Origin of the sequence: Confluentibacter citreus, from assembly GCF_002807055.1 — a bacterium.
GTDB classification, from domain to species: Bacteria; Bacteroidota; Bacteroidia; order Flavobacteriales; family Flavobacteriaceae; genus Confluentibacter; species Confluentibacter citreus.
This window is the reverse complement of sequence record NZ_NIXN01000001.1, coordinates 1,228,908-1,250,552: the sequence shown is the minus strand read 5'-3', so window position 1 is coordinate 1,250,552 and position 21,645 is coordinate 1,228,908. Positions and strand designations below refer to the sequence as shown.

Here is a 21,645-nt window from a genome sequence, read left to right as displayed (position 1 = left end):
ATGAAATACATATCTAATAACATCAGCATATTTAAAAAAAGTAGTTTATTAATAGTTTTACTAGTAACATTCAGTTCTTATCTAGTTACAGGTCAAAACAATGAAAGTTTTAAAAATGTGAAATACCGAAACTTATTCAAAGAAGCTGGTTACAAAAAAGCTGACATTGATAAAAAACTTTCAAAAGCATATTACGATATTTTTGAAGGTCCTAATCGTGTTTACTTTGAAGTTGGCGATTCCATGGCGTATGTATCCGATGTCAAAAACAAAGATGCCAGAACAGAAGGCATGTCTTATGGCATGATGATCGCTGTTCAGTTGGATAAAAAAGAAGTTTTTGATAAAATTTGGAGATTTTCAAAAACATATTTACAGCACCAAACGGGTCCTAGAAAAGGCTATTTCGCATGGAGCCTTAACCCAGTAACGATGAAACATAATTCGCCAGGCTCAGCATCTGATGGTGAACTATATTACATCACCAGCTTATTATTTGCAGCCAACAAATGGGGAAATAATACAGGTATTGATTACTATAAAGAAGCTAGATTCATATTGGATTCTATGTGGGAAAAAGATGGAACGGGAAATATTTACAACCTTATTAATACTGAACACAAACAAATAACCTTCGTTCCAGAGGGCAATAATTATAATTGGACAGACCCTTCCTATCATTTACCAGCATTTTACGAAATATGGACTGTATATGCCAAAGATGGGCACGAAGAGTTTTATAAAGCTTGTGCGGATACATCCCGTGTCTTTTTACACAGAGCCACACATCCAGTCACTGGTCTAAATTCCGATTATACTGAGTTTAGCGGCGAACCCCACCCTACTCGTTGGATGCCTGCAGGATTTCGTTACGATTCTTGGCGTGTTCCCATGAATATCGCCATGGATTATGTGTGGTTTGGCAAAGACAAAGAATGGCAAGAAGGCTATGCGAAACGCTTTCAAAATTTCCTAAGATCTAAAGGAATGGATACTTACGAAGACCAATTTAATTTAGATGGCTCTCGTCCAGAATTTATACTTAAGGCTGGTGATGTTGCTACATTAAGGCATTCCATTGGTTTGGTTTCTACAGCCGCCACAACCGCATTTATGAACAAGGAAAAAGGCAGTATGGATTTTGTTCATGCGATTTGGGATGCTAAACTTGAGCCTTATGAAGATGGTTATTTCGATCCTTATTATGATGGCATATTATATCTTTTTAGCTTAATGCATTTAAGTGGTAACTATCAAATTATTACACCTAATTAAATATCAAATGAAGAAATTCCTTTTAATATTCATAATTTTTATAACCTTTTTTGAAAGCAACGCACAAGATAATGGCATGCCTGCTTCAACGAATGTTGATGGAAGAGAATACCCGAAAATTTTACCAGATAACAGAGTCATTTTTCAAGTGAATGCGCCAGATGCTAAAAGTTTGCAGATAGACTTGGGTAAAAAATATGACATGGTGAAAAATGATAAAGGCATTTGGACGGTAACAACCGATCCCATTGTTGAAGGTTTTCATTATTATTCATTAATTGCCGATGGTGTTGCAACAACCGACCCAAATAGCAACACCTATTTTGGAATGAGCCGTTGGGCAAGTGGTATTGAAATTCCAGAAAAGAATGTGGATTATTACCTTCCAAAAGATGTGCCTCACGGTGATATTAGAATAAAATATTATTATTCAAAAATTACCCAAGATTGGAGAAGGGCTTTTGTTTACACACCGCCTGGCTACGATACCAATTTAAGTAAAAAATATCCTGTGCTATACTTATTGCATGGAGGGGGTGAAGATGAAACAGGATGGACACAACAAGGCAACGTTAATTTTATTTTAGATAATTTAATTGCTGAAGGTAAAGCAGACCCGATGATCATTGTTATGGATAAAGGTGCTGCAACCGACCCAAATGCACAACCTGTAGAAGGCCAAAGACCTGGAGGTGGTTTTAATTTTGAAACACTTGAAAAGGTATTTATTGATGAAATCATACCTATGGTTGAAAAAGACTTTAGGATTATTGCAGATAGAGACCACAGAGCTATGGCTGGACTTTCTTTAGGTGGTTTCCAGACCTTTCACACAACCATGCATAACCTAGACAAATTTGCTTACATAGGGGGTTTTAGTGGTTCAGCATTAATGAGAGCTCCGGGAAGCACTATCGAAAATTTATACAATGGTGTATATGCAGATGCAAAAACGTTCAATGAAAAAGCTAAATTGGTTTACATCAGTATAGGAACAGATGAACCAGCTGGTATGTATCAAAACGTAAACAGTGTTCATAAGGAATTTGAAAAAGCAGGCATAAAACACATTTACTATGAATCTCCTGGCACGGCTCACGAGTGGCTGACTTGGCGTAGATCATTGCATCAATTTGCTCAATTACTCTTTAAATAACAATAAAACATAAACAACTAAATGAAAAAAACAGCATTACTTATATTATCTTTTTTTGCGCTCATAAATTCTTATGCACAAGAAAACACATTTCCAGAAGGCACAAAACCAGCTTCAAGCAATATTGCTGGTGCACAATACCCAAGAATTGATAGCGAAAGAAAAGCCTATTTTAGAATTGAAGCACCTGCAGCCGATAGTATTTCTGTCAGCTTAGGAAATGTTAATTTAACTAAAGATGCGAAGGGTGTTTGGACAGGCGTTACAAAACCACTTGACCCAGGATTTCATTATTACACTTTGAAAATCAATGGTGTTAATGTGAACGATCCTTTTAGTGAAACCTTCTATGGTATGAGTCGTATGGCAAGCGGTATTGAAGTACCAGAAGAAGGTGTTGATTTTTACAACATTAAAAATGTACCTCATGGCAAGATAGAATCTCATTGGTATGTGGCCAATTCTACTGGAGAAACACGTCTTGCTTATGTTTACACACCACCGGGATATGATAAAAATTCAACTGAACGTTATCCTGTTTTATACTTGCAACATGGTATGGGTGAAGACCGTCGCGCATGGGCTAATCAAGGTCTTACCAATTTTATTCTAGACAATCTTATTGCTGAAGGCAAAGCCAAACCCATGATTATTGTTATGGAAGATGGTGGCATCGCACAAGCTTTTAATAGTCCGAAAAGACCTCAGGATAAAAATTTCTGGGATGGTTTTGAAGATATCATGATTAAAGATCTTATCCCTAATATTGATGCCAATTACCGTACAAAAAGCGATCGATTAAATCGTGCTATTGCTGGTTTATCTTTAGGAGGCACTCAAACGTATCAAATTTCCCAAGCTAACCTTGATAAATTCTCTTCAATAGGCATTTTTAGTGCGCCATTTGGTTTTCCAGGTGTTGAAACGGGCTATAACGGATTGCTTAAAACCCCAAGTGAATTTGAAAAACAAGTAAAGTTATTCTATGTAACCATGGGTTCTAAAGAAGGCGCTCGTGCTGGCAGAAGCACTCATGAAGAATTAGAAAAAGCAGGTGTAAAACATGTTTATTATGAAGCTCCGGGTACGGCTCACGAATTCCAAACTTGGAGAAAAAGTTTGTATGGCTTTGCACAACTGCTTTTTCAAGATTAATTAAAATTTCTAAACTAAACTAAAACATAATAAAAATGAAGTACAAATCTTTAGCAATTATTTTTTCTACTGTATTAACAAGCAGTATTTGCTTTGCGCAAACCACTGTAGTAGAAGATTTCAAAAAAACCGAAACCACCCAACAAGGGAAGGAATATCCACAAGTAAATTCTGAAGGACGTGTGCGTGTACAAATTTCAGCTCCTGAAGCTAAAAAAGTACAATTGGACATTGGCGCCGTTAAATATGATCTGGTAAAAGATGACAAAGGCGTATGGACTGGTGAATCGGCACCACAAGATGAAGGCTTTCATTATTACCAATTAAACATTGATGGTGCTTCCGTGCCAGATCCAGGTAGTTTATACTTTTATGGTGCAAGCCGTTGGAGCAGCGGTATTGAAGTCCCAGCAAAAGACCAAGATTTCTATGCATTAAAAAATGTACCACATGGCGAAGTGCGTGAGGTTACTTATTTCTCTAAAACCTCAAATAGTATGCGCCGTTGTTTTGTATATACACCACCCGGATACAATACTAATGACAAAAAATATCCTGTTTTATACTTACAACATGGTGGCGGTGAAAACGAAACTGGTTGGTCAAGCCAAGGTCATGCTAACCTTATCATGGATAACTTAATTGCTGAAGGGAAAGCCAATCCTTTTATCATTGTGATGGACAATGGCACTTGGGCGAGACCTGCTCAAAGCGCTCCTCAAGGCGCTCAAGGTGGTCGACCAGGTCTTCCTGAAGGTTGGGCTGATGGATTCAAAAATACGCTCTTAAATGATATTGTTCCTATGATTGATGCAAACTATCGCACGTTAGCAAATCAACAAAACAGAGCCATGGCAGGATTATCTATGGGTGGTATGCAAACGCGCATCATTACCTTAGCTAATCCAGAGGTATTCTCACATGTAGGTATGTTTAGTGGAGGAAGCATCAGTACAGAAGATATTAGCAAATCCCCTAATTTTAAAGATAAAGTCAAATTACTATTTATCAGTTATGGCAGTCGTGAACTTGAAAACCCAAGAGAAGGTAGCGCCAACCCTAAAACAACTACCGAAGACCTTAAAAAAGCAGGCATGAATACACATTTTTATGTATCTCCACAAACTGCCCATGAATGGCAAAGTTGGAGACGCAGCCTTAAAGAATTTGCACAATTAATATTCAAATAAAAACAATTAAAACAAACATTATGAAACACTTAGTATTATCACTCTTTTTGTCTTGTTCGCTATTTTTAGTACAAGCACAAGAAATTAAAGAAGATTTTAAACCCTCGACGAAGAATCAACCCGGACAAGAATATCCAATGGTTAATTCCCAAGGTTATGCCCGTTTTAAAATTATAGCTCCAGCTGCTGATAGCGTTAGAGTGAGTCTGGGCTTAGGCGGTCAAGGTGGAACCAAATTACAAAAAGCAGCAGATGGTTCATGGATGGGTACAACCGCTGGCCCCATGGATGAAGGTTTCCACTATTATAACCTTAATATCGATGGAGGCAAATTTAACGATCCAGGTGCTTTAAATTATTATGGATCTATCCGTTGGGAAAGTGGTATTGAAATTCCAGCCCACGATCAAGATTTTTATGCTTTAAAAGATGTGCCTCATGGTCATGTTCATCAAATCCTATTCCCTTCACCAAGTACTAAAACTTCAAGACGCGCTTTCGTTTACACACCTCCAGGGTATGAAACCAATACACAACGTTATCCTGTACTTTATTTACAACATGGATGGGGTGAAGATGAAACTGCTTGGAGCAATCAGGGCCATGCTAACTTAATCATGGATAATCTAATAGCAGAAGGAAAAACAAAACCTTTCATTATTGTTATGACATACGGAATGACAAATGAAGTTAGAATGGGCGGTATGAGAGATTTCAAAATTGAACCTTTCCAAACAGTTTTAATCAATGAATTGATTCCTTATGTAGATTCAAAATTCCGAACCCTTGCAGATCAACCTAACCGTGCTATGGGCGGACTTTCGATGGGGGCGATGGAAACCAAAACGATTACTTTAGGAAATCCTGATGTGTTCTCACATTATGCACTTTTAAGTGGGGGCACCTATTCTGTTGATGATGTTAAAGCTAATAAAGATAAAATTAAACTTTTATTTATTAGCACAGGAAGTAAAGAGCGCCCTGATCCTGTTAAAGCTGCAGTTGTTGCACTTAAAGAAGCAGGATTTAATGCCGTTTCTTATGTTTCTGAAGGTACAGCCCATGAATTTCAAACATGGAGAAGAAGCTTACGCGAATTAGCACCACTTCTTTTTAAATAATACTATTTAACTACACCAATTATAAAAACCCATTGTACACATTCTGTGCAATGGGTTTATCATAGTTAGAAAATACCTATAAAAATGAAAAAAATCATCTTATCGGTCATTAGCTTGGTTGTTATAAACACCTCTTTAATGGCTCAAAATATTGAAAAGGAAGCCCCAAAAGGTTTTGATGTCGTAAACCCCAATATTGCTAAAGGGAAATTAAAGTATATAAATTACAAATCTAAAACCGTTGGAACTACCCGAAAGGCATTAGTGTATACACCTCCAGGATATACAAAATCCAAAAAATATCCCGTTTTGTATCTGCTACATGGCATTGGAGGCGATGAAAACGAATGGCTAAATGGTGGCACACCACAAGTTATTTTAGATAATTTATATGCTCAAGGCAAAATAGAACCTATGATTGTGGTGATGCCAAACGGTAGAGCGATGAAAGACGATAGCAATAAAGGCAATATTATGGCTCCAGATAAAGTACAAGCATTTGCTACTTTTGAAAGAGATTTGTTGCATGATTTAATACCGTATATCGAAAAAAATTATCCAGCACTTACCGATAGAGAAAACCGTGCCATTGCAGGTTTATCTATGGGTGGGGGACAATCTTTAAATTTTGGTTTGGGTAATTTAGACACCTTTGCTTATGTAGGGGGATTTTCATCGGCACCAAATACCAAACAACCTCAAGAATTGTTGCCAAATCCCGAAGAAGCCATTAAAAAACTAAAAGTGTTATGGATTTCATGTGGGGATAAAGACGGTCTGATTACCAATAGCAAACGTACCCATGACTATTTGTTCAAAAATGATGTACCGCATATCTACTACATAGAACCTGGTGTACACGATTTTAAAGTTTGGAAGAATGGGCTTTATATGTTTTCTCAATTTCTGTTCAAACAAGTAGATCCATCTACATTTACTCAATATACCGTTTTGGGAACTAAGCCAGAAACTAACATGCGTAATGCTGAATACCCCCAAGTATTACCTGATAACCGCGTGATTTTTAAATTAAAAGCGGCTGATGCTCAAAAAGTACAGATTGATTTAGGGAAAAAATACGATATGGTTAAAGATGCTGAAGGCTTTTGGAATGTCACCACAGATGTCGTGAATCCTGGTTTCAATTATTACTCCTTAATCATTGATGGTGTTGCTGTTGCCGATCCTGCTAGTGAAACATTCTACGGGATGAGCCGTATGGCTAGTGGCATTGAAATACCACACAAAGACCAAGATATTTATGCCCTTAACAATATACCTCATGGAGATATCCGTATTAAAAAATATTTTTCTAGAGGCACCAATTCTTGGCGTGAAATGTACATTTATACACCGCCCGGATATGATACATCGACCGAAAAATATCCTGTTTTATATTTATTACATGGTGGTGGTGAAGACCAACGCGGCTGGGCTACACAAGGGAAGACCAATCTCATTTTAGATAATTTGATTGCTGAAGGAAAAGCGAATTCTATGGTAATCGCCATGATTGATGGCAATGTTGGCGGCGGCGGTATGGCTGGGTTTGGTGAAAATTCTTTGAAAGCATTTGAGAATGAACTAAAAAGAGGAGCCATTCCTTTTATTGAAAGCAATTACCGAGTAAAAACCGATGTTCAAAATAGAGCGTTAGCGGGACTTTCCATGGGTGGTTTACAAACATTATACGCTGGTATTCAAAACACCGATATGTTTGCTTATTTAGGTGTTTTTAGTTCCGGTTGGTGGGCTAATAATACCGAATTGTCTGCTCCGCAATATGAATTTATGAAAACCAATGTATCTACAATTAATAACAATTTAAAGGAATTCTGGATTTCTATGGGAGGCGAAGAAGACATCGCTCATGATAATTGTGAAATCATGATAAAAAAGTTTGATGAGATGGGCATTCATTATAAATACAGTGAATATCCCGGAGGTCATGCTTGGCCTGTATGGCGACATGATATATTTATGTTTAGTCAGCTCTTGTTTAAGTAGATATTAGAAAATAGATGATAGATTTTAGTATAAAAAAAATGCCTTGACAGTGTGTCAAGGCATTTTTTTATGGAATTATTTATACTAAGATTATTCTTCTTGATACTCCACTTGTTGTTTTGTCCAAGTGGGGCCCGTGATATAAAACATGACATATTTATAATACAGTTATCTTTGGTTAAACAAAAACATAGTTAAAATATCCAATAGTAAATATTACCTCCATTTAATATTTAATGATAAATATTGAAATAATAAGATTAATATTTATTAATATTTAACAAAAAGTATAAAATTCATGTTGCATTCCTAATCTTTTTAATATTTAACTTTCAGATAGATTAAAAAAAATTGGAGCTACCCAAAAGTGTAGCCCCAATTATATTTAATATACAATGTTAATTTCTAATTATGGCCTATAACCAGGATTTTGGTATTCCTCTTTTTCAGCCGCAGTTCCTTCCATTGAATCTATCTGTCCTTGTGGAATAGGGCGCAAATAGTGATAAGGTAAAATGGTACGATTAACCGTTACAGCATTGTGATCACCTTTAGTCGTTCCTGCAATTTTATATGATGCAGCATATTCACCCCATTTTTGGGTACGAACTAAATCCAACCATCTATAACCTTCACCAAAATATTCGCGAGAACGTTCAGCTAAAATATAGTCAATATCAATCACAGCTGGTGTAGCAGCAGTTAAAAGAGCGCTGTTATCCTCAATTCTAACAGTATTAGCACCACGGTCAAAACTCCATTTTCCTGCACGTGCACGAATCACATTGATTAACTCCCTTGCACTTTTACCACCTTGTGGTGTGGCGCCTTTTACAGCGGCTTCAGCAGCTATAAAATAAAATTCCGAGAACTTACCAATATTATATGGACGTGTAGTAGCCGCATTAGGTTGTCCCAATCCACCTGCATTATCGGTACGATAAGTACCTAATTTCCAGAAACCAGGATATACTACTCGGCTAATGCCACTTGGATTGATAACCCAATCTGCTCTTCCTGGTAGGGTACCACCACCAACATTGCTAGGCCCAGAACCACTAGGATACACAACCGCAGGATTCTCTACATCTAAGAATGTTAATATAGCATCACCAGGTGCTACAGGAAGTCCATTGGCATTGTTATAGGTTGGTGTAGAATTATTTGCTTTATCCCAGTTACCACGGTAAACTGTTACGAAAGTCCCATCATAACGAGAATCCAATTCCTTATCAGCAAATGTTTCTTCAAACACATTAATAGTTGGCGCCATACGAGTCCAAGGGCGTCCTAAATCTTGGGACGCTTCACGTTGAACTGTACTTGCACCTGAACTTCTAATCTCAGTATAGTTCCAAGTTACCATCCAAACAGCAGCATTGTCTGCACCACCTGCACCACTAAACGTTAAGCTAGCCCCATTGTATTTTTCACTGAATTCAGTATGGTCTGCAAACAATACCATTTCTTTATTCCTATCATTTGATCCAACATGTGCATTGTAAAATGTACTTTCCAAACCAAAAGGGCCAGGATTGTCTATACCTGCCGCTGCAACATCATACGCTTGCTGAAAATACCAAGCGGCATCATGTCCATCAGGATCTGTTCTAGGCGTCTCAGGATAGGTTGGAATGTTATTTGGGTTTTGCAACCACCATGCGTACGTTAAATAAGCTTTAGACAAATATAAACGAGCAGCTGATTTAGTTAAGGTACCTGTTAAACGAGGATTATCTGGCAAATCGTTTACTGCAGCCAACAAATCTGGAAAAATAGCCTTTGTATACACTTCAGGCACTGTATTACGTACTGAGGTTCTAGAAGTTGATGTATTAAATTTTAATTCACCTGCTCCCAAATCTAATGGCACACCACCATAGGTTTGCACCAATAAGAAGTAATAAAAACCTCTGAAAAACTTTGCTTCAGAAATTAGAGCATCTGAAAGACCCACCTCAGCGGCATTTTCAATAATACCACTTGCTGTATTAATGAAAGGAAAACTGCTATTCCATGGAATACTGGTAGGGAAACTTGTTGAAATAATGGATCCTACTCCAGACATGTCCATGTCCCTAAAGTTACCATCGGCACTTTGTCCCCATGTGTACTCATCTGTTCCAGTTTCTAGAGAATTATAATAGTATGCTTGTCCATAAATATACCTCAAATTGGAATACAATGCTGTTAATCCTCCCTGTACACCTAATTCCGTCTTAAAAAATTCGGGTGTATAAACACTCCTAGGATTTTCCACCAGGATGTCTTTCGTACAAGAACCAATAAGCAATGTCAAAGCGAGCATTGTTATTGTTATTAGTTTAATTTTAAATCTTTTCATAATAATTTTTTTAGAATGTTAAGTTTAACCCTATCATGTAGTTACGTGTGGTAGGTAGGTTAGCGCCGATGGTAGCAATTCCACCAGAAAAAGCACCTCCTGAACCTGTAGCAGAATTTTGACCCCCTAATGAATTGGTTTCTGGATCCATACCAGATTCATCATAGAAAGGAGAAAATAGTACAAATGGATTTTGAACAGTTGCATAAAGGCGAAGTCTTTCAACACCAATGTTTCCAAGAACGTTTCGGTCAAAATTGTAACCTAAAGTAATGGTACGCACTTTTAGAAAAGACCCATCAAAATAGCCTAAAGTAGTTCCATATTTTGGATTATCACCACTTTGGATACCACCTGGTTTAGGATATTTAGCATCTGTGTTGGTTGGTGTCCAATAATCAACTTGTACATTATTTCTTCTTCCAGTCATCAAGTTAAGATACCCTTGAGCTCCATATAATGTACTGATAACAGTACCACCGCTTTTAAATGTACCCACCATACTTAAATCGAAATTTTTGTAAGCTAAACGGGTATTAAAACCACCTTGAAAATCTGGCGTTGGATCCTGTACGATCCTATCTTCAGCATTAATTTGTCTTGTTGGAGATCCATCAGGGTTAAAATCACCAGTATATCTCACTTTAATCATCCCTTCATTACCTCCTGGCTCATATTGATTTAAATATTGGTAATCTGCATCTGTTTGGTTCCAAAGCCCTACTTTCTCATAGTCAAAAATAACATTAATTGGCTGACCTACAAACCATAAATTACCTACATTCTCAGTTTCACCCGAAGCTAATGCTGTAATTTTATTTTGATTTGTATAAAGGTTGATACCCATGTCCCAAGTGAAACCATCTGGATTATCTATAATGGTAGCATTTAAGGCAAGTTCTAAACCTTTATTTTCTGTTTTACCAATATTGGCAACATAAGAACCTACCCCAGATGTTGGTGGTAAGCCTAAACGGTATAATAAATCGTTGGTTTTTGTAATGTAGTATTCAACGGTACCAGATAAACGATTATTAAATAAACCAAATTCTAAAGCGTAGTTATACGTTTCAGAGAATTCCCATCCAAGAACGGGATTAGGGAGTTCTGTTACAAAGAAACCAGTTGCAAACGTATTACCAAAATTATAGTCTCTTGTTCCCAATCGTCCTAGTGTAGCATATGTCCCTATGGCTTGGTTAGATGTCTCACCATAACCTGCACGTAATTTCAATTGGTCAACAAATCCAACATTTTCCATAAATGATTCGTTATGGATATTCCAACCTAACGATATGGCAGGATAAGTTACCCACTGTTTGCCTGGCGCCAATCTAGAAGATGCATCAGAACGTAAAGTAGCAGTAATCATATAACGGTTATCATATTGGTACATGGCTCTACCCATATAGGATAATAAACCAGCTGCTCCATAGCCACCTCCGTAACCAGTAATATCTTCTTGAAGTACTGACCCTAGGTTATAGAATTGGAATTGTTCATTAGGCAGATTTCTAACCTGTAAAAAGGTATCGTCCCATCTACCCTCTTGAGCAGAGAACAACCCTACAAAATTTACTGTGTGTTTATCTGCAAAGGTTCTATCATAGGTTAATAAGTTCTCAATAACATAATCTGTTGTAATACCACTGCTAACTCTTGCAGTTGATGGATTAGCTAAGTTTTCATTCAATACACCTCTACCAGTAAAATTTCCATCTCTACTCATACGCATATTTAAACCTAGGTTCATACGGTACTTCAGACCTTCAACCCCTGGAATACTTACCTCACCATAAAGGTTATTATAGGTACCAAAATCTTTTTGCAAGTCTATCCTAGAATCACCAAGACCATTTACAACATCTCTTGTCATTGACACAAAATTATCCAATGGCATACTAACCACTCGCTTTAATGAGCCATCTGCATTGTATGGGTCTAAAATTGGTGTTGCACTTAAGCTACCATATAGGCCAACACCTGCAGCATTTTGTAAATTAAAGTTATTCACCGAGTTTAAACCAAAACGAAAGGCACCTAATTGTTGATCTACTTGTGCGCGCAAAGAAAACCTTTGCAAATCTTCACCAGGTGTAATAGACGTATCTTTAAAATAACCCAAACCTATATTGTATGAGCCATTCTCTCCACCACCAGTTACACTAATATCATGACTTGTTTGAAGCCCAGTTCCATAAATTAAATCTTGCCAATCTGTATCGACGTTATCAAACTCGTCTACACCATTTGTATAAATACCAGCAGCTGCTCTAAGTGCCACAAATTCTGGCCCATTCATCATAGGAAACTTAGCAAACACCTCTTTAGTCATGTAATACGTGTTATAACTGAATTTCGCTTTTTGTCCTTTTTTACCGCTTTTGGTTGAGATTAATATAACCCCATTGGCACCTCTAGAACCATAAATAGCTGTAGCAGAAGCATCCTTCAAAATCTCCAAACTTTCAATATCATTAGGATTGATATCATTCAAGCCTCCAAAAAACGGAATACCGTTCAATACAATTAATGGGTCGTTACTTCCTGATAAAGAACGAACACCACGAATTCTAATCACTGGATTTGCACCCGGTCTTGTTCCAGTTGTTGAAATATCAACACCAGCAGCACGACCTTGTAAAGCTTGCGCAAAGTTAGATGACTGTACTTCGTTTAAAGTTTCCCCTTTAATGGACACCACAGAACCTGTTACAGACTCTCTTCTTTGAGTACCATAACCAATAACAACTACTTCGCTAAGCGCTGACACATCTGGATCTAAGGTAACACTAATAACAGATTGTGCTCCTACAGTAATTTCTTTGGTTACATAACCTAAGTAAGAAAACACTAATACAGCATTACTGCCAGAAACACTTAGGGAATAGTTCCCATCAAAATCTGTATTGGTACCAGTACTGGTACCCTTCAGAACCACATTTACACCAAGCATAGGCACACCTGCCTCATCGGTTACCGTACCACTAACGGTTTTTTGTGCATTGGCGTTAACAACCATAGAGAAAAATAGGATTGTTGAACAAATAATTTTGAGAAACCATGGACGACTTCTCCTTGAGTAAAATAGTAAAATTACATTTTGCATAAAATTAAAATTAGTTAATGTTAATAAAGTTTAGTTAAAATTTAATATTCTATTGTGAGCATCTTGAAAGCCAGAAAAAATTGTAGTATTAAGAATTTAGAAGCACTTTTTAATACAATTGTTTTTAACAAACTCCCTTAATAACCCGTTACTGTGACAGTCTTTACAAGAAAAATAAATTCTGAAACACAGACTACCAAATATCACATTTAACATTGATTTGGGTTATCAATAAATGAACATTCTCTTTAAAATTTAAAACACTGATGATGATTTAATATAATAAGCTATTTATTAATACATTATTACGATTAATAATATATCCTTTTTATTAAAAACAAGATGGCGTTGGATTTTGGCAGTAAAATCCATTGAGAAAATGATTGTTTATTTTAAATAATCACTCAGTTAAGTAAATTAAAACAAACCGTTAAGGAAGCGTTTTGTTTAAATATTTTGCTCCAAATATTCTGAGGGTGCTTTTCCATATTCCTCTTTAAAAGAAGTAGTGAAATAGGAAGCGGAATTGAAGCCTGTTAGATATGCTATTTCCGCCAATGCATATTTTTGGGTATCCATAAGTTTCAAGGCTTGTTTAATCCTCACCATTCTTATAAAATTGACAACAGATTTACCGGTAAGAGCCTTAATCTTTCTGTAGACTTGCATACGACTTAAATTAAAAAGTTCTGCGATAGAATTAACTCCTAATTGGGGATTTTGTATATTCTCTATAATGTAGTCAATAGCTCTTTGAAGAAATTCTTGATCAATTTCGTTCTGTGCCACTTTATTTGGCAGCAAATAAACATCCTTACTAAACTGGGAATACAATTTTTGACGGGATTCAATAATTTGGTTTACTTGCACAATTAAAAAACGAATACTAAAAGGCTTGGTTATATAAACATCGGCCCCTGTCTCGATTCCTGTAATCTGATCATCAACTGTTGTTCTTGCTGTTAAAAGAATAAAAGGGATGTGACTGGTTTTTAAGTTTGTTTTTATGTCTTTACAAAGATCAATGCCGTTTTTAATGGGCATTAAAATATCACTAATTATTAAATCGGGACTTGTTTCTAAAGCCACTTCTAATCCTTCCTGTCCATTTTTAGCCTCCATAACATGGAACTGATGCCTTAACTCTAGTGCTAAATATTTTCTCAACTCATCGTTGTCCTCAACAATAAGTATTTGAGGTTTGTCATTGCTTTCTTCGTCATCTAAATCATAATTAATGGTTTCTATATGATTCATGGATTCTGGAACAGTATCTATGCACTCTGAAATTTCACAAACATTATCATCAGAATAAATTTCTTTATCAATAGGAATCACTATTACAAATAACGTTTCGTGATTAGGTTTACTTTCTACTTTTATATGTCCATGATGCAACTCTACAAGTCCTTTTGTTAAAGAAAGACCAATACCAGTGCCAGAATTAGCTATTGACGGTGAAGATGTAGCCTGGTAAAATTTATCAAAAATAAAAGGCAATTCATTTTCTGGTATACCTATACCATTGTCCAGAATACTAAGCTCTAGGCAACGTGACTTTACCTGTTGGTCGCCAACGATGGCTTCTTTGGAATTGATGATGATGTTAATTTGACCCTTGTCTGAAGTAAACTTAAAAGCATTTGAAAGTATGTTTACCAGTATCTTGTCTAATTTGTCATGATCGAACCACCCATGAAGCGCCCCAACCATACTGTGGATACCAAAATGGATATTTCTTTTTTTGGAAATGTCATTAAAAGAATCTGCAATATCCGTAATAAACCTAACCAACTCGCCTTGTTGCACCTGAAGTTTTAATTTGGTATTTTCTAGCTTATTAAAATCCATCAATTCATTGACCAAACGTAACATTTTGTTTGAACTAGCTTGAATGGCTCCTATTCTTTCCTTCACACTAAACGGCAATTCCTCCATGGCGCTTAAGCTTTCCAAAGGCATGGCAATAAGACTTAAAGGGGTTCTAAATTCATGGGAAATATTGGTAAAAAATTGCGTTTTAGATTCACTTAGCTGATGCTCTTGTTCGCGAGCTAAACGCTCCATAACCAATTGGTTTTTCATACGGATGCGCTCCATACGAATCCTTGACAGGAAATAAACAACAGACGCAATAAAAATGACATATATAAGGATGGCCCACCAAGTTTTCCACCATATTTGCTTTATGGTAATATGTAATCGCTCAGAAGTATTGGCCCAAGTTCCATCGGAATTAGATGCGTTAACCAAAAACACATAGTCACCTGGATCTATATTTGTGTAAGTAGCTGAATGGCCAGAGCCTATACAATTCCAACTTTTATCGAAACCTTCCAACATATAGCAGTATTCATAAGGAGCTTTTTTACCATAATTAATAGCAACAAAATCGATAGTAAAGGACCGTTGATCATAACTTAGCTCTATATTGGAAGTAAGACTTATATGCTTATTTAAAGGTGATCCAGAGCCAGAAATCGCCATGGACTGATTGTTAATTTTTAAATCCGTTAAATATACTATTGGCGTTCCAGAATGACTTTGAATACTATCGGGATAAAAAGTATTGAACCCGTTATTGCTTCCAAAGAACAATTTACCTTTACTAGTGGTAATACTTGCACTATTATTAAAATTGTTTGATGCTAAACCATCTAATTTATCATAATTTGTAAACGTATTAGTGCTAAGATCCAATTTAGACAAGCCTTTATTTCCACTAATCCAAATATTACCAACGGAATCCATCAAAATCGATCTGATGGTGTTACTTGATAACCCGTCTTTTTTTTGAAAGGTTTTGAATTCATTGCTTTGCCTTGGCTTTAAAACGATACCATTATCGGTAGTTCCAAACCATAAATTCTCATGAGCATCTTGATAAATATCCTGAATATTATTACTACTAAAACCACCATGCGCTATATCTTGTCTATACAATTGGTAGTTAAACAACCCATCCTCATTTCTTGTTAGCTTGTACAAACCATACATGGTACCTATCCATAAACCTCCCTCATAATCCTCTACCATGGAACTCACATATGAGGTTTTTGAAATGTAATTAGGCTTATTTTCTTCGTAAAGAATAACAAAGCGTTGTCTTTTTTCATCAAAATAAAACAACCCACTTCCATTACTTCCAGCCCAAATGGTCCCCTTTTTATCTAGATATAAAAAAAAGGCCTTATTGTCACCAAACCCTCCCGACTGCAACATATACTTAACAGCTCTATTAGTGCTTAGATTAATTTTATAAACACCATCAGCCCATGAGGCTACCCAAATATTACCTTGGCGGTCAAAAGTCATTGCAGTAATAAATTTAGTATCGAGCTGCCTATTAATCTCATCACAGCGTTTTAACTCATTAGTTTCTGAATCCAATCTAATAAGCCCGATACCATCACATGCAATCCATATATCTCCTTTTTTATCCTCAACAAATTCCCTAATGTCCTTACCTTCAAGCTCACTTGCCTTAAAATCTCCTAATTGATAAGAATCAAATTTACCAGCATTGTTATCAATTAAATAAACGCCTTTGTTAAACGTTCCAATCCAAGTTAGTCCATCATCGTCTATATAAACAGATCGTATCGAGTTGGTAGGCAATTTTTTAGGATTTCCACTTTCATTACCAAAATAGGTTAATTTGTTATTTTTGATATCAAAATAAATTAGTTTAGAATTTTCTCCTCCTATCCAGAGGTTACCTTTACTATCAGCTGCTAATGCTAAAATACCACTTACACCTAAACCATTTTTAGAATACTTCGAAACGATGTTTTTAAATGAATAATAGCCATCTTTATATATTACTTTAGTTATTTCACCATTTGAAGTTGAAAATAAAATGGTATCAAAATCATCTATAATCAATTCGGAAATTTCGTCCATTGGCAAGCCTTCACCTGTAAATTTTAAGGATGCGGGCTTTGTAGTAGTTGTATTAAAAACTTTAAGACCTCCCTTAGTGCCACACCACATGTTATTATCAATAAGTAGTAATTTAGAAATATAATCTTTAGCCAAGGGACTACTATGCGTATTGATTCCGCTGAGATAAGAAAAGGTTAAACTGGATATATCGTAAATATTAACTCCACCTCCATGCGTACCTATCCACAGCTTGCCTTGATCATCAAATGACAACGCTGTAATATAAACGTTATTTAAGTGGTTTTTGTTACCAGGGATTGAATCAACATTTGTGAAATTATCAGTTTCTCTGTTATAATTACTGAGCCCTTGACCCGTTCCTATCCACAGTTTATGATTAGAATCCTCTATAATGGCATTTATACTATTATTGGTTATGGTTTTATTGTCTATAGGGTTATGCACATAACGATAGGTATTGATTCCATCGTAACGTATTAATCCATCGTTTGTACCAAACCACATATACCCCTTGCTGTCTTTAAGGAAACATCTAACGAAGGAATTCGACAATTCTTCTGGTGCAACAGGCATAAATGATGTAAGCTGGGATTGTGATTGGACAGGTGGCCAAGAAAACATGAAAGCCAACATTCCCAATTTGAATACTAAGAACCTTATATTAAATTTTGAAATCATATTGTTATTGTAATCCTAACTTTTAACGGGATTAGGTGGACCTTTTTCCTATTATTAAGGATGTCCAAATAGCACACATTAAAATGATGTTTTTTAATGTTGCAATATACCATAAATATAGATAATTTACCCCATTTTAACTTTTGAGAAAAGTCATATTTATAGTAGTTAATCATAGTCTTTGAGGTAATAATAAAAAACCAAGCCTAATTAATTAACTTTTTCTATTTTTGCCACATTCTTAATGCGCACGTGGCGGAATTGGTAGACGCGCTAGCTTGAGGGGCTAGTATCCGTTTAGGATGTGGAAGTTCGAGTCTTCTCGTGCGCACATTCAAAATTCAAATATCAAAATTTTTATCTTAATTATATTTTAAGTAATATTGTTCAACTTTTACAAAGTATCAATGAACAATATACAGATAAATTTTAGCATAAAAGATTTAGAAAACTTAACAGGCATCAAAGCACATACCATCAGAATTTGGGAAAAACGCTATAATTTACTGAGCCCTAACAGAACCGATACAAATATTAGAAATTACAGTTTAGCCAGTTTTCAAAAACTATTAAACATTTCGTACTTAAACAATAATGGTATAAAAATTTCCAAGATTGCAAATCTAACAGAAGATGAAATTCCTGTAAAAGTTAGAGAAATTGCGTCTCGGGCAAAAATAGAAAATCACGCCATCAACGCCTTCAAAATGGCTATGATTAATTTTGACCAGGTACTGTTTTATAACACATACAATACGCTTATTGAAAAAAAATCCTTTAGTGATATATTTTACAATGTGTTTCTTCCTTTATTAAATGAGATCGGCTTGTTATGGCAAACCAACACTATAACACCAGCGCATGAACACTTTTTATCTGTTCATATAAAACAAAAAATATTAATAAACATTGAAAGACTTCAAAGTCTTGAACCTAAGCCAATTTCTAAAACTTTTGTGCTTTTTTTACCCGACAATGAAATTCATGATATCGGATTGCTTTTTATAAATTACAAATTGAGAAGCAAGGGGTATCATACTATCTTCTTGGGAGAAAGCGTCCCCATGGAAAGCTTAAAAGACTTACTGGAATTTTTTGATGATGTCACCTTCATATCTTACTTTACGGTATATCCAGAAACTCAGGACATCCCTATTTATATAAATAAATTTAACGAACTGCTTCTAAAAAAAGACAATACTAGGCTATTACTTTTAGGCACCAAACTATCTAATTTTGACATTACCTTACTTCCAAAAAAAGTTAGTATATTTAATTCTATAGAAAACTTAGTTAAAGATTTGTAAACAAGTAATATTTGTTTAACTTTTTTGTATATTTGTTGAACAATATGAAAAAATCAGTTATTATTATTGGCTCCGGATTTTCTTCTTTAGCAGCCTCATGTTATCTGGCCAAATATGGCTACAATGTCACCATATTCGAGAAAAACCAAACTATTGGTGGTCGTGCGCGACAACTGATTAAAGATGGATTTACTTTTGATATTGGCCCTACTTGGTATTGGATGCCCGATGTTTTTGAACGTTTTTTTTCTGATTTCGATAAATCACCATCCCTCTATTATACTTTAGAAAAACTAAACCCTGCCTATAGCGTTTACTTTGGAAAAGATGATTACATTACCATTGAAGATACTTTAGAAAAAATAGCATTGGCCTTTGAAAAAGAAGAAAAAGGAAGCTCAAAAAAACTGAATACGTTTATTGAGAAAGCTAAAAGCAATTATGATATCGCCATTAAAGATTTAGTTTATAATCCCGGCGTTTCTCCTTTAGAATTGGTGACGCCAGCTACCATTAAAAAATTAAATCAATTTTTTAGCAACATCAAAAAAGATGTTCGAAAAGAATTTAAAAATGACAAACTCGTTAAAATCCTAGAGTTTCCTGTCCTGTTTTTAGGAGCCAAGCCAAGCGACACGCCTTCTTTTTATAGTTTTATGAATTATGCCGATTTCGGACTAGGCACATTTCATCCAAAAAAAGGGATGTATCAAGTCATTCTAGCTTTAGAAAGTTTAGCGAAAGAATTGGGCGTAACCATCAAAACAAATGTTTCTGTCGAAAAAATCATTGTTGAAAATGGTAAGTCGACAGGCATTATTTCTAACGGAGAAACTTTCAAGTCAGATATTGTTGTAAGCGGGGCCGATTATCATCATACCGAAACACTTTTAGATAAAAATCACAGACAATATTCTGAAAACTATTGGGCGAAAAAAACATTCGCGCCTTCTTCCCTCCTTTTTTATGTTGGGTTTGATAAAAAATTAATCAACGTCAATCATCATACACTATTTTTCGACGTCGATTTTGATGTTCATGCCGAAGCTATTTATGACAATCCAAAGTGGCCTGAAAACCCATTATTTTATGCAAGCTTTCCAAGCAAAACAGACGAGGATGTTGCACCCGAAGGCAAAGAAGCTGGTATTTTTTTAATTCCGTTGGCTCCAGGTATAGAAGACACACCAGAACTTAGGGACACCTATTTTGAAAAAATCATGACACGTTTTGAGGCTTTAACATCGCAAAAAATAAAAAATCATATTATATTTAAAGAGTCCTTTTGTATTAATGACTTTATTAAAGATTATAATTCATACAAAGGAAATGCCTACGGAATGGCGAATACATTGACCCAAACAGCTTTTTTGAGACCAAAATTAAAAAGCAAAAAAGTTGAAAATCTCTATTTTACTGGTCAGTTAACCGTACCAGGACCAGGAGTTCCTCCATCGTTGATTTCTGGAAAATTAGTAGCTGATTTAGTTTTAAAACACAATAGTTAAGTTCCATATGACCTCTAAACCAATCCAATAAACAAATGAAAGCATTATTCGACACCGTTTCTTATGACTGTAGCAAGTTGGTAACAAAAACCTACAGTACCTCGTTTTCATTGGCTACTAAAATGTTGTATAAACCCATCAGAAGTGACATATACAACATTTATGGGTTCGTGCGGTTTGCAGATGAAATCGTTGATTCTTTTCATGATTATGATAAAAAAGAACTCTTCGAACACTTTTCTAACGATTTAGAACTAGCTCTTAAATACAAGATTAGTTTAAATCCGATTTTGAATTCATTTCAAGACAGTTTTCATAAATATAATATTGACAAAGCCTTGGTTGATGCATTTATGGCCAGCATGCGATTGGATTTACATAAATCGAAATACCTAACAGAAGAAGAATTTAAAATGTACATTTATGGCTCTGCCGATGTTGTTGGCTTGATGTGTTTAAAAGTCTTCGTAAATGGTGATGAAGACAAATATGATGAGTTGAAAGATTCCGCTATGGCTTTAGGTTCAGCATTTCAAAAGGTTAATTTTTTACGCGATTTGAAAGCAGATTTCGATGATTTGAACAGAAGTTATTTCCCGAAAACGGATTTGAATAACTTAGATGAAACTTCCAAACAAGACATTATAAACGATATTGAAGCTGATTTTGAAAAGGGTTTAAGCGGCATTAAAAAACTTCCTATCGAAGCTCGTTTTGGCGTTTTCATGGCCTACAGATATTATAGCCAATTATTGAAAAAATTAAAAAAAACACCCGCACTACAAATTAAAAATACCAGAATTCGGGTGTCAGACCCAAAAAAAGTCGAGCTTTTAATGCGGAGTTATGTAAAATATCAATTAAATTTAATGTAAATTAAAAATCAAAA

At 35.5% G+C, this 21,645-nt stretch carries 12 protein-coding genes and 1 tRNA gene; 10 read left to right on the top strand and 3 right to left on the bottom strand.

What is annotated here, in order from left to right; genetic code table 11:
- The 6 genes from CDH49_RS05460 to CDH49_RS05435 all read left to right on the top strand — a co-directional run bounded on the left by CDH49_RS05460 (window position 1) and on the right by CDH49_RS05435 (window position 7,904).
- On the top strand, window positions 1–1,275 hold the full coding sequence (locus CDH49_RS05460) for a glycosyl hydrolase family 8 (protein WP_100614357.1): 1,275 nt from the start codon (window positions 1–3) through the stop codon (window positions 1,273–1,275).
- Between the two features lie 7 nt (window positions 1,276–1,282).
- Window positions 1,283–2,431, top strand: a complete 1,149-nt coding sequence (locus CDH49_RS05455) for an alpha/beta hydrolase-fold protein (protein ID WP_100614356.1) — start codon at window positions 1,283–1,285, stop codon at window positions 2,429–2,431.
- A gap of 21 nt (window positions 2,432–2,452) precedes the next feature.
- Window positions 2,453–3,586: an alpha/beta hydrolase-fold protein gene (locus tag CDH49_RS05450; protein ID WP_100614355.1), complete on the top strand. Its 1,134-nt coding sequence runs from the start codon at window positions 2,453–2,455 to the stop codon at window positions 3,584–3,586.
- Window positions 3,587–3,621: 35 nt separating this feature from the next.
- Entirely contained in the window at window positions 3,622–4,776 is a 1,155-nt protein-coding gene (locus CDH49_RS05445; protein WP_100614354.1) for an alpha/beta hydrolase, read from the top strand.
- Between the two features lie 20 nt (window positions 4,777–4,796).
- On the top strand, window positions 4,797–5,897 hold the full coding sequence (locus CDH49_RS05440) for an alpha/beta hydrolase (protein ID WP_100614353.1): 1,101 nt from the start codon (window positions 4,797–4,799) through the stop codon (window positions 5,895–5,897).
- Window positions 5,898–5,981: 84 nt separating this feature from the next.
- A complete protein-coding gene (locus CDH49_RS05435) occupies window positions 5,982–7,904 on the top strand; it encodes an alpha/beta hydrolase-fold protein (RefSeq protein ID WP_100614352.1) in 1,923 nt (640 codons plus the stop codon).
- A gap of 409 nt (window positions 7,905–8,313) precedes the next feature.
- Here the strand turns inward: CDH49_RS05435 and CDH49_RS05430 are convergent, their stop codons facing one another.
- The 3 genes from CDH49_RS05430 to CDH49_RS05420 all read right to left on the bottom strand — a co-directional run bounded on the left by CDH49_RS05430 (window position 8,314) and on the right by CDH49_RS05420 (window position 17,941).
- Complete coding sequence (locus CDH49_RS05430) at window positions 8,314–10,248, bottom strand: RagB/SusD family nutrient uptake outer membrane protein (RefSeq protein WP_100614351.1); 1,935 nt, start codon at window positions 10,246–10,248, stop codon at window positions 8,314–8,316.
- Window positions 10,249–10,258: 10 nt separating this feature from the next.
- Window positions 10,259–13,270, bottom strand: a complete 3,012-nt coding sequence (locus CDH49_RS05425) for a SusC/RagA family TonB-linked outer membrane protein (RefSeq protein ID WP_239970579.1) — start codon at window positions 13,268–13,270, stop codon at window positions 10,259–10,261.
- A 534-nt stretch (window positions 13,271–13,804) separates the two neighbouring features.
- Window positions 13,805–17,941, bottom strand: coding sequence for a hybrid sensor histidine kinase/response regulator transcription factor (locus CDH49_RS05420; protein ID WP_100614349.1), 4,137 nt, complete (start codon window positions 17,939–17,941; stop codon window positions 13,805–13,807).
- A gap of 246 nt (window positions 17,942–18,187) precedes the next feature.
- On the opposite strand from CDH49_RS05420, the gene CDH49_RS05415 reads away from it, so the two are divergent.
- The 4 genes from CDH49_RS05415 to CDH49_RS05400 all read left to right on the top strand — a co-directional run bounded on the left by CDH49_RS05415 (window position 18,188) and on the right by CDH49_RS05400 (window position 21,631).
- Window positions 18,188–18,272: transfer RNA gene (locus tag CDH49_RS05415), tRNA-Leu, on the top strand.
- A gap of 76 nt (window positions 18,273–18,348) precedes the next feature.
- Entirely contained in the window at window positions 18,349–19,248 is a 900-nt protein-coding gene (locus tag CDH49_RS05410; protein ID WP_100614348.1) for a MerR family transcriptional regulator, read from the top strand.
- Between the two features lie 44 nt (window positions 19,249–19,292).
- Window positions 19,293–20,756, top strand: a complete 1,464-nt coding sequence (locus CDH49_RS05405) for a phytoene desaturase family protein (RefSeq protein ID WP_100614347.1) — start codon at window positions 19,293–19,295, stop codon at window positions 20,754–20,756.
- Between the two features lie 35 nt (window positions 20,757–20,791).
- Window positions 20,792–21,631: a phytoene/squalene synthase family protein gene (locus tag CDH49_RS05400; protein ID WP_100614346.1), complete on the top strand. Its 840-nt coding sequence runs from the start codon at window positions 20,792–20,794 to the stop codon at window positions 21,629–21,631.
- Window positions 21,632–21,645: the final 14 nt, after the last annotated feature.

Bases quoted from the DNA above. Each gene is read 5' to 3' on its own strand.
- CDH49_RS05455 (WP_100614356.1), top strand. From the start codon at position 1,283: ATGAAGAAATTCCTTTTAATATTCATAATTTTTATAACCTTTTTTGAA.
- CDH49_RS05410 (WP_100614348.1), top strand. From the start codon at position 18,349: ATGAACAATATACAGATAAATTTTAGCATAAAAGATTTAGAAAACTTA.
- CDH49_RS05435 (WP_100614352.1), top strand. From the start codon at position 5,982: ATGAAAAAAATCATCTTATCGGTCATTAGCTTGGTTGTTATAAACACC.
- CDH49_RS05450 (WP_100614355.1), top strand. From the start codon at position 2,453: ATGAAAAAAACAGCATTACTTATATTATCTTTTTTTGCGCTCATAAAT.
- CDH49_RS05405 (WP_100614347.1), top strand. From the start codon at position 19,293: ATGAAAAAATCAGTTATTATTATTGGCTCCGGATTTTCTTCTTTAGCA.
- CDH49_RS05430 (WP_100614351.1), bottom strand. From the start codon at position 10,248: ATGAAAAGATTTAAAATTAAACTAATAACAATAACAATGCTCGCTTTG.
- CDH49_RS05460 (WP_100614357.1), top strand. From the start codon at position 1: ATGAAATACATATCTAATAACATCAGCATATTTAAAAAAAGTAGTTTA.
- CDH49_RS05400 (WP_100614346.1), top strand. From the start codon at position 20,792: ATGAAAGCATTATTCGACACCGTTTCTTATGACTGTAGCAAGTTGGTA.
- CDH49_RS05420 (WP_100614349.1), bottom strand. From the start codon at position 17,941: ATGATTTCAAAATTTAATATAAGGTTCTTAGTATTCAAATTGGGAATG.
- CDH49_RS05445 (WP_100614354.1), top strand. From the start codon at position 3,622: ATGAAGTACAAATCTTTAGCAATTATTTTTTCTACTGTATTAACAAGC.
- CDH49_RS05425 (WP_239970579.1), bottom strand. From the start codon at position 13,270: ATGGTTGTTAACGCCAATGCACAAAAAACCGTTAGTGGTACGGTAACC.
- CDH49_RS05440 (WP_100614353.1), top strand. From the start codon at position 4,797: ATGAAACACTTAGTATTATCACTCTTTTTGTCTTGTTCGCTATTTTTA.